Here is a 13,921-nt window from a genome sequence, read left to right on the forward strand (position 1 = left end):
CCTTCACTATGACAATGGAATGCCTGCGCAGCATAAATTCTCTTGCTTACATATGCCCGTCCCGGTGCATGGAGAACTTGTCCATGGGATAGTTCTTGAGATTCTCCAGGACCTTGCGGTCGTCTGCCTTGTGGAGAAGTGTGGCGCGGGCCTTGTTGATCTCCATCTCGGTCTTGTGCTTGGAGGGGCCTCCGACGCAGCCGCCGGGGCAGACCATCCCCTCGATGAAGTCGGCGTCCAGCTTGCCGACCTTGAGCAGGGTCAGGGCCTTGCGGCATTCGTCGCCGCCGGCACAGCGCATGAGCTTGATGTCGTCCGTATCTTCACCCCGCTCCTTCATGCACTCGATGACGGCGTTGGCGACGCCGCCGGAGCTGGCGAAGCGCTTGCCCCAGATCGAAGCCTCCTGGTAGGGATCATCGACGGGCTTGGGCTCGACGCCCTTGGAACGAAGAAGGGCGCGGAATTCGCCGTAGGAGATGACCCAGTCGGCGGTATCCGGAACAGAGGTATCCTGAGACTCCGCCTTCTTGGCGATGCAGGGGCCGATGAAGACGGTCACGCAGTCGGGGTGGGTGGCCTTCAGATAACGGCTGACAGCAGTCATGGGAGAGACGGTGGAGGACATATTCTCCTCGTATTGCTTGGGGAAGTGCTTCTGCAGCATTCGGATAAATGCCGGGCAGCAGGAGGTGGTCATCTTGCGCCCCTCCTTGAGGGCCTCTGACCACTCGAGAGCCTCATAGGCGGCAGTCATATCGCCGCCCAGGCCGACTTCAACCATATCGGCAAAGCCGATTTCCTTCAGGGCATTGCGAAGGGATGCCATGGAGATGTCATCGCCGAACTGCCCCTCTGTGGCGGGTGCGCACATGGCGATGACCTCCTTGCCGGCCTTGATAGACTTAATGATCTGTACCAGGTAGGTCTTGGACCCGATGGCTCCGAAGGGGCAGGAGTGGATGCAGTGACCGCAGGAGACGCATTTCTCCTCATCGATCTTACAGAAACCGTACTCATCGAAGGTGATGGCCCCGACTGGGCAGACCCTCTTGCAGGGGCGGGTCAGGTGGACAATGGCCTCGTAGGGACAGTTCTTGGCGCACTGGCCGCACTCCTTACACTTGGCCGGATCAATGTGCATGCGGAGGTCACCTTCGCTGATGGCCCCGAACTTACAGGAATTGATGCAGGCCTTGCCCAGGCAGAAGCGGCAGTTATCTGTGACCGTATAGGTCTGCATGGCACAGTCGTCGCAGGCGGGGTCTATGACCTGAATGACATTGTCGCTCTCGCGCGTGGGAGAGGGACAGAGGCCCTTGGCCAGGCGGATGCGCTCACGGACAATCGCTCTCTCCTTGTAGACGCAACAGCGGTAGTTGGCTTTGGGGCCGGGGCTGATCTGATAGGCCAGCTTCTCCTCATTCTCAGGCGTCAGCTCATCCGCCCAGGCCAAGCGGGCAATTTCCTCCATAATATGGTGCTTGAGCGAGTTGATATTTTGATCGTTCTTAACCATGTGTCTCCTCCCATAAAATCTAAACCTCACCTGCATTATAGCATAGGAAGAAGGTGTTCGGGTCAGGCAGTCGCGCAGAGGCTTGACGGCCAAATATAGCCGGTGCTAGCATTTATACACTGTTTTGCAATCAAAGAGGAGTTTATCATGGGAGCCGCTTTCAGTCTGCTCCGGTCATTCGCCGCCTCCCTGATCATTGCGGTCGTCACATTTGTCATCTGTGTCACTGGCGTCTTCCTGGGCAAGAAGTTCGGGATGAAGTTGGCCGACAAGGCAACGGTTCTGGGGGGACTGGTCCTGGTGGCCATAGGATTTCTGATCTTCTTCGATGTCTTTTGACCAGGCAGGAGAAGCCGCTGACGGAGCCTGCCGGTTAGGAGGAGACCGGTATTTCCTCAAGGTCAGGGAAATAAGCTCTCAGCCGGTCCGCCCGGTGCGCCGTGAAGATCAGGGGGCGGCCCGCGCGCATCCGTTTGATATAGGCGAGGGCCCGGTCTATGTTCTTCTCATCCAGTCCGGTCAGGGGCTCATCAAAAAGGAGGATGGGGGCATCGGAGGCGCAGGCTCTTGCAATGGCGACCCGTCTTTGCATGCCGCCGGAGTACTCGCTGACGGGAAGGTACGGCTTGAAGTCCTCCCCTGCAAAGAGGGGGGCAAGGAGGAGGTCTGCCTGATTCCGGGACAGGCGCCCGGGGTCGATCAGTCTTATGTTGTCCTCTGCGGAGAAGGCCATGCAGAGCCGATTCTCCTGGAAGACCAGGCCGGCCTTGCCGGCTTTTTTCTGTATGCACATGAGCAGGCTGGTCTTGCCGGACCCGGAGGGGCCGGTCAGGACATAGGTTCTGCCCGGCAGGAAGCTGTAGCTGAAGTGGGGGAGGATGGTCAGATCCTCGTAGCCGACACGGACATCCCGCAGCTTGAGGGGGGCCAGATCCGGACGAGGCAGCAAGGAGGAGATGGGAAGATGCTTTGGATGGTCTGCCTCTTTCGCGCGTGTCCCGGAATTAAGAGCCCCATTGGAAGCGGCTTGAAGGCGGTCCCGCCGCCTGTTCCTGCGGGGGAGGATGGCTCTTTGCAGCAGGGCCAGCCACCCCTTTTCCAGGAGTCGGGAGAGGAGGACGATGACAGCGGTCCAGGCCAGGACCTGTCCGGTCTCCAGATAGATCTTGGACCGATAGAGGGCATTGCCCAAAGAGCAGGCGGACTGACCGATGACCTCGGCGGCAACGCCGGACTTTATCCCCATGCCGATGGCGAGGGAGAAGGCGGAGAGGAGGGCGGGGAGGCATTCGGGCAGAATGATATAGCGGAGCCGGCTGAGGCGGGGGATGCGAAAGGCGGCAGCCATTTCCTGCATCTTGGGATCCAGGGCATCCAGGGCCTGCAGGCTGTTGATATAGAGGATAGGGAAGGTAACCAGGAGGCTGATGATCAGGGCAATCAGATCACTGCCGAACCAGATCAGAAGGAGGATGACGAAGGCGGCCACGGGAACAGCCTTGATCATACTGACAAATGGGAGGAGGAAGTCCCGGATATAGCGGCTTTGCGCAGAGAAAAGAGCGGCTGACAGGCCCAGCAGGCTGCCCAGACAGATCCCACCCGTAATCCGAAAGAGGGAGGAGAGGATGCTTTCGGCGAAAATCGGGCTTTGGGCGAGACGGATCAGGGCAAAAGCAGCGTCCGGAGGGCCGACCAGGAGAATGTCATTGTGGACAAGGAGGCTTAAGGCCTGCCAGAGCAGGAGCCAGATCAGGATGTAGATTGCCTTTCGCAACAGAGGATGCTTCTTCATATCCATATTCTAATACAAGTCCTTATTCCGGGTCGAATTTAAGGTAGATTTAAGCCCTCCCCCCTATAACATAAGCAGGTTACAGAGAGGAGGGCCTTATGACAAGATCTGCCAGAGTATTCGTTATGATCGCTGTGATCTGCATGCTGGGATCACTAATCTTAACGACCGTCTGTCACTGATAGGCCTCAGCGAGCCAGATAGTAGAAGTCATCTGCGGGCAGACTGCCGCCGACGGATTTGGGATTGGCGTCGCAGAGCACCTTGAGATAGCCGGAGAGGGCCGTCTTCATCTCCTGGCCGACAACAGACTCAATGCTGCAGTGGGGGATGGCGTTGGCCGCGATGGTCGGGTTCTCGATGATGCCGTAGTCACTGACCAGCTTGGCGGAGTCCGGATCGTTATTGACGGCCTCGACGGCGGCAGAGTGCTCTTCCATGAAGGTCTTGACCGCATCGGCGTGGTCTTTCAGGAAGTCCTTGCGGACGATGGTAACGCCGGTTACAAGTGAGGAATCAGAGACCTGGTTCCAGGCAACGCCCAGGGAGAATGCCGTGGCAAGAGACTTGTTCTTGGTCTCCGCAACAGTCACGAAGGGCTGGGGCAGAACCGCAATCGCGTTGGAATCCTTGGCTAAGACGGCAGCGACCTCCGTGGCCTCAGACTTGAACTCCAGCTTGGTGTCCTTGACGGAGTTCTTCTCCAGGAGGTACTTCAGAACATACTCGGGAGAAGCACCCTGGCCGGTGGTGTAGACGGTCTTGCCGGCCAGGTCCTTAATGGACTTGATGGACTTGTCGCCGGTCACACAGTAGAGGACATTGCCTGTGTTGATCTCAATGACACTGACATTGCCCTTGGTCTTATTGTAGAGGGTGGCCGCGAGGTTGGCCGGAACCAGGGCGATGTCCAGATCACCGGAGGCCACTTTGGCGACGATGTCGGCTGGCTGAGAGGCCAGGGTGAAGGTGTAGGAACCCTTGGACTGGCTGTTCTCCGTGTTATGGAACATATCCACAAGACCCATGGACGTGGGGCCAAGCAGGGAGCCGACGCGGATAGACCCGCTACCGATCGTCTTGATGCTGCCGGTCGGCTCCTTCTTGTCCTGATTATTCTTCTGGTCAGTCTGCTCCTGCTGTTTCTTGTCCTGCTCAGGGTTCCGGTCCGTTTTCTTGGGACCGCAGGCAGCCAGACCGGTGACGGCCAGGGATGCCGCTAAAAGTAAAGACAGTAGTTTCTTCTTCATGATTTCTCCTTCCCTTCTTCATCCAGATCGCCGAACTCGACGGAAGTGTCCAAGTCTAGGTTCTGCTCTAAGACGTCACTGGCAGTCTCCAGGGCATCCAGACAGTGGTCGATCCAGTCGGGAGCACCGTCCAGAGCGCCGTTATAGGCAATTTCAATTCCAAGCTCGTTCACTTCGTCCATCATTCGCAAAATCGCTGCGTTGATTCGGCCGGCATGCGCAATCGCTTTTTTCTTGTTCTGCGCCATGGATGCATCTCCTTTCACAAAATTATTATAGCAAATATAAGACAAGAGAGATGTTTTCTATTCAGACCCAAGCCGTAGTAGAATAAAAGAGCGAAGAACAGGGTATGGACGGTCTCAGGAGGAAGGGACGATGAAGTTGATACGAGACGGACACTTGATGGATCCGGCCAGCGGCCTGGATGAGAAGAGGGATCTTGTGATTGATGATCAGGGAAGGATCGCGGAGATTGCGCCGGCCGGAAGGCTGTCCCCCGGGGATATGGAATACGATGAAGTCATTGACCTGGGAGGCAAGATCCTGGCGCCTGGTTTTGTGGACGTACATGTGCACTTTCGGGATCCGGGCCTGACCGATAAGGAGGATCTTGTGACCGGGGCTGCGGCCGCTGCGGCAGGAGGCTATACAACAGTGATCTGCATGGCCAATACCAAGCCTCCCATCGATTCCGTTGACCTCCTGCAAGACCTGATCGAGCGGGAGAGAGCGCTTCCCATCCATGTCTTACAGACGGCCAATGTGACCCGGGGGATGAAGGGGCAGGAACCGGTCGATTTCGGCGCGCTCTATGAGGCGGGCGCGGTCGGTTTCACGGACGACGGCCTTCCGATCTCAGATGAGAGGATTCTAAAAAAGGCCCTGGAAAAGGCCGGAGAGCTCGATGTCCCCATCTCCCTGCATGAGGAGGACCCGGCCCTGATCGGAAGCCAGGGAGTCAACGCGGGGGCAGTCGCAGAGAAACTCGGGGTCAAGGGAGCGTCCGATGAGGCAGAGTATGTCCTGGTGGCAAGAGATGTCATGCTCAATCGGAGAATCGGCGCAAAGCTCGACATTCAGCACATCTCATCCGGGGTGACAGTTGATATCCTGCGCGAGGCCAAGCGAAAGGGGATCCGCGTCTACGGGGAAGTGACACCCCACCATCTTGCCGCCACGGAAGACCTGGTCCTGGAGCAGGGATCCCTGGCCAGGGTCAATCCTCCCCTGCGGACTGAGAAAGACCGGCTTAGCCTGATCCGGGGTCTTTCGGACGGAACCATCGACATGATAGCGACCGACCATGCGCCCCACACCAGAGAGGAGAAAGCCCGGCCCCTGGCCCTGGCCCCGAGCGGCATGATCGGTCTTGAGACAGCATTTGCCCTGGTCAACACCTATGCGGTCCGGGAGGGGGGTGTATCGCTTATGACGGCCTTAAGGGCGATGACAATCAACCCGGCGCGCCTCTATGGTCTGGAAGCCGGTCAGATCGCCATCGGTATGTCGGCGGACCTGGTCGTCCTGGATCCGGATGAGGTCTGGGAGGTCACTGATGCCTTCCGGTCCAAAGCGGGCAATTCTCCCTTTATCGGGCGTGAGCTGGTCGGCAGGGTCAAGATGACCATCTGCCGGGGAGAAGTTGTCGGCTGAGCAAGTCCGGCAAGTCCGAGATGGCCTTGATCCGGGGGACATCCGCATCAACCCGGCCGAATCCGTAGGCGGCGTGGATGAATCGACCGCCTGCCTTAAGGGTGGCGATATAGTCGCCCCGGATATCTCCGATGTAGTAGAAGTCATTGCCGAGTCCCCAGCGGTCGGCCAGAAGACGGATGGTCCCGTCCTTGCCGCAGCCGGTGTTGCCAAAGCAGTCAAAGTCGCTGAAATAGCCGCCGAAATCATAGAAGCCCAGAAAGGCCTCAATGTAGCCGGACTGACAGTTGCTGACGATAAAGAGCCGGTGGCCGTCAGATTGTAGCTCCTGCAGGGTCTTCTCCAGCCGTGGGTAGAGCTTGCCCCCGTGCTGGGCCAGAAAGGCGTTCTCATGAGCGGCGCACGCGGACATAATCTGCCGGCGAAGATCCGGGTCTGTACGGGGGAAGAGCAGGGCTGCGACCTCATCCATCGTGTGGCCCATGACGGACCGGATATCCTCTTCTGTCGTTATGGTCCGGTCGGGGTTGGGATATTCGGCGATGACATCGGTCCAAGACCTGGCGACGTTTGCGGAGGAGTCCCAGAGCGTCCCGTCCATATCGAAGATCAGATTGGCGTGCATAAGGGGATGTCCTTTCATGTGCTATAATGCATTAGCATTATAAACGCACCGCGCGGAATAGACCAGTGCCTGCCCGGGACAGGAAGAGCTTCCTATGGAAATTCTCGCAGGACGATGACAGGCAGGACAAAGACAATGATCCAGGATATCGCTCCCCACCAATTTGACAACGTCTTCGTCCGGGGTGCAGAGCCCGGCCCGGACAGCCCGGTGTACTGCTTTATGGAGGACAAGCTCCTGATTCGATCGAATTCTGACAGGGGCAAGAAGCCCGGTCAGCTCGTCCTCCCCAGGCGGAGAGACTTTGGAGGGGATGTTGGCTTTATCCGTCTCTTCGCCTTAGACGGGACCGATTATTATCTAGCGCTTCCAAGGGGGCGCTGTCATGAGACCAGGCGGGTCCTGTCCGAGACGCAGATCTATCAGGACAAGAGCGCAGACCGGCAAGAGGGGGACGGGGCAAGAGAGGACGGGGCAAGAGAGGCCGGATCGATCCGATGCGAGGGATACGCCTATGAGCGCCTCCACCGGATCCGGGCAGACCAGGTCGGTCAGACCTATCAGTATTTCGCCGCTGTGACAGCCTATCAGCTCTTTCGCTGGTATGAGGGCAACCGCTTCTGCGGCCACTGTGGAAGCCGGATGACCCTGGGGGAGAGGGAGCGGGTCCTGATCTGCCCCTGCTGCGGTAGCCATATCTATCCCAAGATCATGCCGGCCGTGATTGTGGGGGTCATCCGGGGAGACCAGATCCTCATGACCAGGTACCGGGACCGGGGGATTGATTATCACGCCCTGGTAGCAGGCTTCGTAGAGATCGGAGAGACCTTCGAGGATGCGGTCCGCCGGGAGGTCATGGAGGAGACCGGACTTCGTGTCAAGAACATCCGCTACTACAAGTCCCAGCCCTGGGGCATTGTCGATGACCTCCTGGCCGGTTTCTACTGTGATGTAGACGGCCCTGCCAGCATCCGAATTGACAAAGAGGAGCTCAGGGAGGCGGGCTGGTTCGACCGGGACCAGGTCTGCGGCCAGCCGGACCAACTGTCCCTGACCAATGAGATGATGCTGTGCTTTAGGGATGGCAGGGAACCCGGCGGGAGCGCCGGAATGTAATTTGTCGCTTGCAGAGGAGAAAGATGCAGTCACACCAAGCCGATCCCGCCGGGCCGAGGCAAATCTTCACAAATCAATATCTCTTCCGCCTGATCTGGCCCCTGGTCCTGGAGACAGCTCTGACCATCACGGTCGGCATGGCCGACACAATGATGGTCTCCCAGTACCTGGGCGCCGGACGGGAGGACCAGGTCTGTCGGGCGGCCAACCAGCTCATGATCACGGTTCTGACTGGCGGTCTCATCATCATGACCTATGTTCTCCTCCTGCATGGACTGACAGAGGAGACCAGACAGCTGGCCTGGACCCTGATTGCAATCCACATTGGCTTTGCCGTCGTCTTATGGCCCATGTCCTTCACCTTCCCCAACTTCCTTCGGGCGGCGAATGATGTACGCTATACCATGCTGGTATCGATTGCATCCATGTTCTGCTTTCGAATTATTTTCTCCTACCTGCTGGGCATAGGTCCTGGGATGGGAATTATCGGAGTCTGGATCGCCATGCTGATTGACTGGGGGGCGCGGAGTCTCTCATTTGGCCTACGCTACCTGCACGGGGACTGGATGCGCACCATGAAGCACTAGATATATCCACGATGCAGGTTCCTTTGCTGACATGGGAATTCTGAAAATATACCGCCCGGGGCAAGTTCCATATACTAAGACAAGTTACATATGCCAAGGCGAGGTCCACATGCCAAGGCAAGTTCTCTGTGCCAAGGCAAATTCCATATGTTAAGCTGGGTGTCATAGATAAGGTGAGGAAGAAAGGAGAAGGAAGATGAAAATCGCAACCCTCTTGTCAGCCATACTCTTTGCCCTGATCGGACGCTTCGGCGGGAACCGGGACAAGGAGGCACGGACGAAAAGAGAGTACTGGGACATGGTTGCCATGTATGCGATCGCCCTGGGCCTCTTCCTGCTCTGGATTTTCGTGATCCTGACCCTCTAGAATAAGATAGGAGACAGGGCTGGATGAGAAAGCAGCCAGTCCGGGCATACCATAAGCGGGGTTTTCACGAGAAGATCCGGGATCAGGTATAAGTAGATCAAGTGAGGAGTATTAAATGGACCGGGAGGAATACTGGGATATCTATGATAAGAACAAGGAGCTGACCGGGCGGACCATGGCGAGAAATGACTGGACCATGGCAGAGGGGGACTACCACCTGACGGTTCTTGCAGTGATCCAGCGGACGGACGGCCGCTATCTGATCACCAAGCGGGCTCTGGACAAGGTCTGGGCCCCCGGCGCCTGGGAGGTCTCCGGCGGAGGTGTCATGGCCGGTGAGACCAGCCTGGAGGCGGTCAGAAGAGAGGTCTTAGAGGAGACCGGGCTTGATGTGAGCGGGGCCGAGGGAGGCTTCCTCTTCGACTACCGCAGGGAGGACCCCTACGAGGCTAACCACTACTTCGTCGATGTCTACAAGTTCCGACTGGACTTCGATGCGGCCGATGTGCAGCTGCAGGAAGAGGAGACGGATGGCTTCCTCCTGGCTACGCAGGAGCAGATCCGAGGCTTTGCCTCTCAGGGGCGCTTCCTGCACTATGACAGCATTAAGAGGGCCTTTTCCTGAGCGCAACGAGATTTCCTCCTGCCTGGGGAGGAGAGGCGGGGCTCCTTGCGGAGCGGAGGCCAGCCCCCTGCGGAGCGGAGGCCAGCCCCCTGCGGAGCGAAGGCCAGCTCCCTGCGGAGCGGAGGCCAGCTCTCTGCGGAGCGGAGGTCAGACCTCCCTGCGGGAGGGGAGAGGCCGGGAACTCTTGCGGGCAGACAGACAAAGAGGGAGGCTAGAGGATGTCTGAGAATGTGAATCAAGGAATCGCCCTTCGCCCGGCGGGGCCGGAGGATGCGGCGGACCTGCTTGAGATCTACCGGCCCTATGTGGAGGAGACAGCCATCAGCTTCGAGAGAGAGGTCCCGACTCTTGCGGACTTTCGGAGCCGGATCAGCCGGATCTCGGACCGCTATCCCTACTATCTGGCTGAGTGCTCCGGGAAGATCCTGGGCTATGCTTACGCGGCCCCCTTCATCCGGCGGGCGGCCTATGATCACTCCGTCGAAATGTCTATCTATCTGGATGAGACCGCGACCGGCCGGGGCCTGGGCCGCTTCCACAGGTCCGGTTATAAGTTCGGCCGCTGGTATGACATGGTCTGGATGGAGAAGATGATTGGAGACCACAGGAAGGCACAAGAGAGGATTATCCCCTGGAAGAGCCCGGGAGGAAATCCTGCCGGGCTGTGAGCTGAAATCGGTTGCCAAGGAGGGGAGTTCCTGCTATGATGGCCTTGTTGCTCAATCGTTGCAGAGTAGATGCCACGGCGTTAAGTGCCCCCTGAACAGGGAGTTGTCAGAGGGACGAAGAGGGATACCTCGCGGTCATGGTGTCGCATCCCGCTGCTGCTCCGAAGTGAAGAAGATTCAATCTGCCTCCGGTGCGGTTAAGGAAGACTGCGAAGGAGGTATTTCTATGTCAAAATTAAAGGATATCCGTGTGATGACCACGGCCGCCATGCTGGTGGCCATGTCGATTGTTCTGGGCTTCTTCAAGATCCCCATCACGCAGCTGGTGGAGATCCGCTTCAGCTTTTTGGCCAATGCCACGGCGGGAGCCCTCTTTGGGCCCTTTGTCGGAGGACTTGTGGGGGCTCTCTCTGACCTGGGGGGCTATCTGGTCAAGCCGACGGGGCCTTATTTCCCTGGCTTCACCCTGTCGGCAGCCACCGGAGGCGTGATCGCAGGCCTGATCTTCTACGGGCGCAGGCTCAGTCTTGCCCGCTGCTTTTTGTGCGAGTTCTTGCGGATGCTGATTGCCAATATCCTGATGAACGGCTTCTTTCTCAGTATGCTCTACGGAAAGGGCTTTGTCGCCGTTGTAGGCAGTCGGATCCCAAAGCAGCTGATCATGCTGCCGGTGCAGACTCTCATGCTCTTTGCCCTCATGCAGTTACTGGCGCATTTTAGGAGAAGAGATCCGGTGTCAAGACGGCCTCTCTGACCGGAACCGGAGAGTTCTTGTGCTATAATGGGGCGATCGAAAGGGGCTTTGGAGGTACATATGTATCAACTGACAAGCAAACTGATCATCTACCGGTCCATCTCCGGAGACTCAATTCTCTTTCGGATGGCGGCTGCCATACGGGACCTGGATCAGGGGAAGAAGTCGGCCGAAGAGGTCTCACAGGAGATCTTAGAGCAGGTGCATCGCCTCCTCGACCTGGCCACGGTCTACGGTTTCAATACCAATCTCTGGCAGAATTACCTGGCCTATCTGCTCGCCATGACAGAGACACCCTTCACCCTGGTTGCGGAGAAGAAGGGGGCCCTGGAGGGGTCGGTCAACCGCTTTGTGGCAAATGACCTGCGCATTTTCAAACAGCTCTTCGACTATGATTTCTCCCCGATTGAGGAGAAACTGGGAATCCGGGTCTTCTCCGTCCTGACGGATTTCACCGCCGTCGAGAAGAGAGAGCAGATCTACAACAGAAACGTCTCCGATAAGGTACGGGAACTGTCAGGGGCCTTCAACGCGGCCTCCTCTGACGCAGAACTCTATCAGGTGGTCACCTCCTTTTACGGCCGTTACGGCGTCGGAATGTTCGGACTCAACAAGGCCTTCCGCGTGTCTGAAGACCCGGAGACCGAACTCCTGGTCCCGATCACCAATACCCTGGATATCCGTCTCGATGATATCGTGGGCTATGAGATGCAGAAGCGGGAGCTGGTCGACAACACCCGGGCCTTTGTCGCCGGCCGCAAGGCCAACAATGTCCTCCTCTACGGGGATGCGGGAACAGGCAAGTCCACCTCGGTCAAGGCGATTTTGAATGCCTACTACGGCCGGGGCCTTCGCATCATTGAGATTTACAAGCACCAGTTTCAGTACCTGGCCAAGATCATCAATCAGATCAAGAACCGCAACTACCGCTTTGTCATCTATATGGACGACCTCTCCTTCGAGGAGAGCGAGCTGGAGTACAAATACCTGAAGGCCATCATCGAGGGAGGCCTGGAGCCTAAGCCTGAGAATGTCCTGATCTACGCCACATCCAATCGCAAGCACCTGGTACGCGAGACCTGGAGGGACAAGACCGACCACGAGGATGATGACGTCCACAAGAATGACACGGTGCAGGAGAAGCTGTCCCTGTCAGCCCGCTTCGGCCTGCAGATCGGTTACTTCAAGCCCTCGCCCAAGGAGTTTTTCCGCATTGTGGAGACGATTGCCGCCCGCTATCCGGAGCTTGACATCAGCGGGGAGGACCTGCGGGCCAGGGCCAATGTCTGGGAACTGAGTCACGGAGGTCTCTCGGGCAGAACCGCCCAGCAGTTCATCGACTATCTGCTGGGAACCTATCGGGAGGGGGAGACATAGACTTTGAAAAAGAGATCGGTCGAAAGGCATGGAGAGAGAAAGGAAGGAAGCGAAGATGAATCAGAAAATCAACGAGTGGCTGGACGCCCATAAGCAGGACCTCTTAGACGATATCAAGACCCTGTGTGAGATTCCCTCGGTGGAGGCGGAAGCGAAGGAGGGCATGCCCTTTGGCGAAGAGCCCTGCAGAGCGCTCAACAAGGCCCTGGACCTCCTTGCGTCCTATGGATTTGAGACAGTGAATATGGAGAATTACATCGGTTACGCGGACTTTGACGCAGGCCTGCCCGCGCATCTGGACATGCTGGCCCATTCCGATGTCGTTCCGGCGGGAGAGGGATGGACTGTGACCGAACCCTTCCGGGTCATTGAGAAGGACGGCAGGCTCTGGGGCAGAGGAACCAGTGATGACAAGGGCCCTATGCTCTGCGCTGCCTATGCCATGCGGGCCATCCGGGAGACCGGGACCAGGCTGACCAAGAATGTCCGTCTGATTGTCGGATCCCAGGAGGAGACCGGGACAGAGGATATCAAGCACTACTATGCCAGTCAGAAGCCAGCTCCCATGACCTTTTCTCCGGATGCCAACTTCCCCCTGATCAATGTGGAACTCGGCCAGTTTAAGGCGGCCTTCACAAGAGAATTGGATGAGGCCTCCTCCCGGGTGACTCCCAGAGTGACCGGACTGGATGCAGGTATCGCGATCAACGCCGTCCCACAGAAGGCGCATGTGACCTTCGAGGGGCTTGATCTGGACCTTCCTCCGGTCAAGGAGGCCATCCGTCAGGTAGAGGAACTCTGCGGGGTCTCCATCCAAAAGACCGGGGACAAGGAACTGACGGTCATCGGAGAGTCCGCCCATGCTTCCACGCCGCAGACGGGCCGCAATGCCGGCCTTGCGGCAGTCCTCCTGATCAACCGCCTTCCCCTGGCAGAGTGTGACAGCACGGCCTTCTACCGCAAGCTGCCGGACTTCTTCCCCTATGGCTTGACGGACGGGTCCGCGCTCGGGATCGCCAATGAGGACGCGGAGTCCGGACCTCTGACGGCAACCCTTGACCTCTTCCGCTGCGATGAGAAGAAGCTCTATTTTAAGTTCGATGCCAGAACCCCCCTCTCATCCAATGAGGACAACTGTGAGAATGTCGCGAGAGAGAAACTCACGGCCGCCGGATTTGACTTCCTGTCCGACGGAATGGTTCCCCCCCACGCCGTCTCCGCAGACAGCGACTTTGTCCGCAGTCTGCTGGCCTCCTATGAGGAAGTCACGGGACTCAAGGGAGAGTGCATGGCGATCGGTGGCGGCACCTATGTGCACGATGTGGAGAACGGAGTTGCCTTCGGCGCGGTTCTGCCGGGCCGTGACACCCGCATGCACGGGGCGGATGAGTTCTTCGATATCGACAACATCATGATTGCGGCCAAGGTCTATGCAGATGCGATTGTGAGACTCTGCGGCTGAGAAAGTCGCAGGCCCCATCGGACGATGGGATCAGAGAAGGACAGACGATAGAAGGATTGAATGAGGAGTTATAGGACAAAACGTGTTGATGAAAACCCCTTCAAAGCCTTGTAAATAGAG

The 13,921-nt window shown here is 57.8% G+C and carries 15 protein-coding genes and 1 riboswitch; of the genes, 10 read left to right on the plus strand and 5 right to left on the minus strand.

Features of this window, described 5'->3' with window-relative positions; translation table 11 throughout:
- Window positions 1-46 precede the first annotated feature (46 nt).
- On the minus strand, window positions 47-1,519 hold the full coding sequence (locus ACO5R6_RS06825) for a 4Fe-4S dicluster domain-containing protein (RefSeq protein WP_485626442.1): 1,473 nt from the start codon (window positions 1,517-1,519) through the stop codon (window positions 47-49).
- Window positions 1,520-1,666: 147 nt separating this feature from the next.
- Here ACO5R6_RS06825 and ACO5R6_RS06830 point away from each other — a divergent pair, with 147 nt between their 5' ends.
- Window positions 1,667-1,858 (plus strand): manganese efflux pump, encoded by a 192-nt coding sequence (locus ACO5R6_RS06830; RefSeq protein ID WP_485626443.1) that lies wholly within the window; start codon window positions 1,667-1,669, stop codon window positions 1,856-1,858.
- A gap of 34 nt (window positions 1,859-1,892) precedes the next feature.
- Here ACO5R6_RS06830 and ACO5R6_RS06835 read toward each other — a convergent pair whose 3' ends face one another.
- The 3 genes from ACO5R6_RS06835 to ACO5R6_RS06845 all read right to left on the minus strand — a co-directional run bounded on the left by ACO5R6_RS06835 (window position 1,893) and on the right by ACO5R6_RS06845 (window position 4,812).
- Window positions 1,893-3,320: an ABC transporter permease subunit gene (locus ACO5R6_RS06835; RefSeq protein WP_485626444.1), complete on the minus strand. Its 1,428-nt coding sequence runs from the start codon at window positions 3,318-3,320 to the stop codon at window positions 1,893-1,895.
- Between the two features lie 182 nt (window positions 3,321-3,502).
- Window positions 3,503-4,564, minus strand: coding sequence for an ABC transporter substrate-binding protein (locus tag ACO5R6_RS06840; RefSeq protein WP_485626445.1), 1,062 nt, complete (start codon window positions 4,562-4,564; stop codon window positions 3,503-3,505).
- Complete coding sequence (locus ACO5R6_RS06845) at window positions 4,561-4,812, minus strand: hypothetical protein (protein WP_485626446.1); 252 nt, start codon at window positions 4,810-4,812, stop codon at window positions 4,561-4,563. Before ACO5R6_RS06845 ends, ACO5R6_RS06840 begins: the two co-directional genes overlap by 4 nt.
- Before the next feature lie 130 nt (window positions 4,813-4,942).
- Between ACO5R6_RS06845 and ACO5R6_RS06850 the strand changes: the two genes are divergently transcribed.
- Window positions 4,943-6,220 (plus strand): dihydroorotase, encoded by a 1,278-nt coding sequence (locus tag ACO5R6_RS06850; protein ID WP_485626447.1) that lies wholly within the window; start codon window positions 4,943-4,945, stop codon window positions 6,218-6,220.
- Here ACO5R6_RS06850 and ACO5R6_RS06855 read toward each other — a convergent pair.
- A complete protein-coding gene (locus ACO5R6_RS06855) occupies window positions 6,183-6,845 on the minus strand; it encodes an HAD family hydrolase (protein ID WP_485626448.1) in 663 nt (220 codons plus the stop codon). The two genes, ACO5R6_RS06850 and ACO5R6_RS06855, sit on opposite strands and share 38 nt — an antisense overlap.
- Before the next feature lie 135 nt (window positions 6,846-6,980).
- Here ACO5R6_RS06855 and nudC point away from each other — a divergent pair, with 135 nt between their 5' ends.
- The 8 genes from nudC to ACO5R6_RS06895 all read left to right on the plus strand — a co-directional run bounded on the left by nudC (window position 6,981) and on the right by ACO5R6_RS06895 (window position 13,801).
- Window positions 6,981-7,961 carry an NAD(+) diphosphatase gene (nudC, locus tag ACO5R6_RS06860; protein WP_485626449.1) on the plus strand — a complete coding sequence of 327 codons (981 nt, stop codon included), beginning with the start codon at window positions 6,981-6,983 and terminating at the stop codon, window positions 7,959-7,961.
- A gap of 23 nt (window positions 7,962-7,984) precedes the next feature.
- Window positions 7,985-8,548 carry an MATE family efflux transporter gene (locus ACO5R6_RS06865; protein ID WP_485626450.1) on the plus strand — a complete coding sequence of 188 codons (564 nt, stop codon included), beginning with the start codon at window positions 7,985-7,987 and terminating at the stop codon, window positions 8,546-8,548.
- A gap of 196 nt (window positions 8,549-8,744) precedes the next feature.
- On the plus strand, window positions 8,745-8,915 hold the full coding sequence (locus ACO5R6_RS06870) for a hypothetical protein (RefSeq protein ID WP_485626451.1): 171 nt from the start codon (window positions 8,745-8,747) through the stop codon (window positions 8,913-8,915).
- Between the two features lie 115 nt (window positions 8,916-9,030).
- Window positions 9,031-9,540, plus strand: a complete 510-nt coding sequence (locus tag ACO5R6_RS06875; RefSeq protein ID WP_485626452.1) for an NUDIX hydrolase — start codon at window positions 9,031-9,033, stop codon at window positions 9,538-9,540.
- A gap of 218 nt (window positions 9,541-9,758) precedes the next feature.
- Window positions 9,759-10,208: a GNAT family N-acetyltransferase gene (locus ACO5R6_RS06880; RefSeq protein WP_485626453.1), complete on the plus strand. Its 450-nt coding sequence runs from the start codon at window positions 9,759-9,761 to the stop codon at window positions 10,206-10,208.
- Window positions 10,209-10,267: 59 nt separating this feature from the next.
- Window positions 10,268-10,366, plus strand: a riboswitch (THF riboswitch).
- Between the two features lie 68 nt (window positions 10,367-10,434).
- Window positions 10,435-10,962, plus strand: a complete 528-nt coding sequence (locus ACO5R6_RS06885) for a folate family ECF transporter S component (RefSeq protein ID WP_485626454.1) — start codon at window positions 10,435-10,437, stop codon at window positions 10,960-10,962.
- Between the two features lie 60 nt (window positions 10,963-11,022).
- Complete coding sequence (locus ACO5R6_RS06890; protein WP_485626455.1) at window positions 11,023-12,339, plus strand: ATP-binding protein; 1,317 nt, start codon at window positions 11,023-11,025, stop codon at window positions 12,337-12,339.
- Between the two features lie 55 nt (window positions 12,340-12,394).
- Complete coding sequence (locus ACO5R6_RS06895) at window positions 12,395-13,801, plus strand: Sapep family Mn(2+)-dependent dipeptidase (protein WP_485626456.1); 1,407 nt, start codon at window positions 12,395-12,397, stop codon at window positions 13,799-13,801.
- The last annotated feature ends 120 nt before the right edge of the window (window positions 13,802-13,921 follow it).

This window comes from Shuttleworthella sp., assembly GCF_057251025.1.

What these genes read in the sequence shown, in the direction of transcription:
- ACO5R6_RS06825 (WP_485626442.1), bottom strand. Translation starts at nt 1,519, where the DNA reads ATGGTTAAGAACGATCAAAATATCAACTCGCTCAAGCACCATATTATG.
- ACO5R6_RS06830 (WP_485626443.1), top strand. Translation starts at nt 1,667, where the DNA reads ATGGGAGCCGCTTTCAGTCTGCTCCGGTCATTCGCCGCCTCCCTGATC.
- ACO5R6_RS06835 (WP_485626444.1), bottom strand. Translation starts at nt 3,320, where the DNA reads ATGGATATGAAGAAGCATCCTCTGTTGCGAAAGGCAATCTACATCCTG.
- ACO5R6_RS06840 (WP_485626445.1), bottom strand. Translation starts at nt 4,564, where the DNA reads ATGAAGAAGAAACTACTGTCTTTACTTTTAGCGGCATCCCTGGCCGTC.
- ACO5R6_RS06845 (WP_485626446.1), bottom strand. Translation starts at nt 4,812, where the DNA reads ATGGCGCAGAACAAGAAAAAAGCGATTGCGCATGCCGGCCGAATCAAC.
- ACO5R6_RS06850 (WP_485626447.1), top strand. Translation starts at nt 4,943, where the DNA reads ATGAAGTTGATACGAGACGGACACTTGATGGATCCGGCCAGCGGCCTG.
- ACO5R6_RS06855 (WP_485626448.1), bottom strand. Translation starts at nt 6,845, where the DNA reads ATGCACGCCAATCTGATCTTCGATATGGACGGGACGCTCTGGGACTCC.
- nudC (WP_485626449.1), top strand. Translation starts at nt 6,981, where the DNA reads ATGATCCAGGATATCGCTCCCCACCAATTTGACAACGTCTTCGTCCGG.
- ACO5R6_RS06865 (WP_485626450.1), top strand. Translation starts at nt 7,985, where the DNA reads ATGCAGTCACACCAAGCCGATCCCGCCGGGCCGAGGCAAATCTTCACA.
- ACO5R6_RS06870 (WP_485626451.1), top strand. Translation starts at nt 8,745, where the DNA reads ATGAAAATCGCAACCCTCTTGTCAGCCATACTCTTTGCCCTGATCGGA.
- ACO5R6_RS06875 (WP_485626452.1), top strand. Translation starts at nt 9,031, where the DNA reads ATGGACCGGGAGGAATACTGGGATATCTATGATAAGAACAAGGAGCTG.
- ACO5R6_RS06880 (WP_485626453.1), top strand. Translation starts at nt 9,759, where the DNA reads ATGTCTGAGAATGTGAATCAAGGAATCGCCCTTCGCCCGGCGGGGCCG.
- ACO5R6_RS06885 (WP_485626454.1), top strand. Translation starts at nt 10,435, where the DNA reads ATGTCAAAATTAAAGGATATCCGTGTGATGACCACGGCCGCCATGCTG.
- ACO5R6_RS06890 (WP_485626455.1), top strand. Translation starts at nt 11,023, where the DNA reads ATGTATCAACTGACAAGCAAACTGATCATCTACCGGTCCATCTCCGGA.
- ACO5R6_RS06895 (WP_485626456.1), top strand. Translation starts at nt 12,395, where the DNA reads ATGAATCAGAAAATCAACGAGTGGCTGGACGCCCATAAGCAGGACCTC.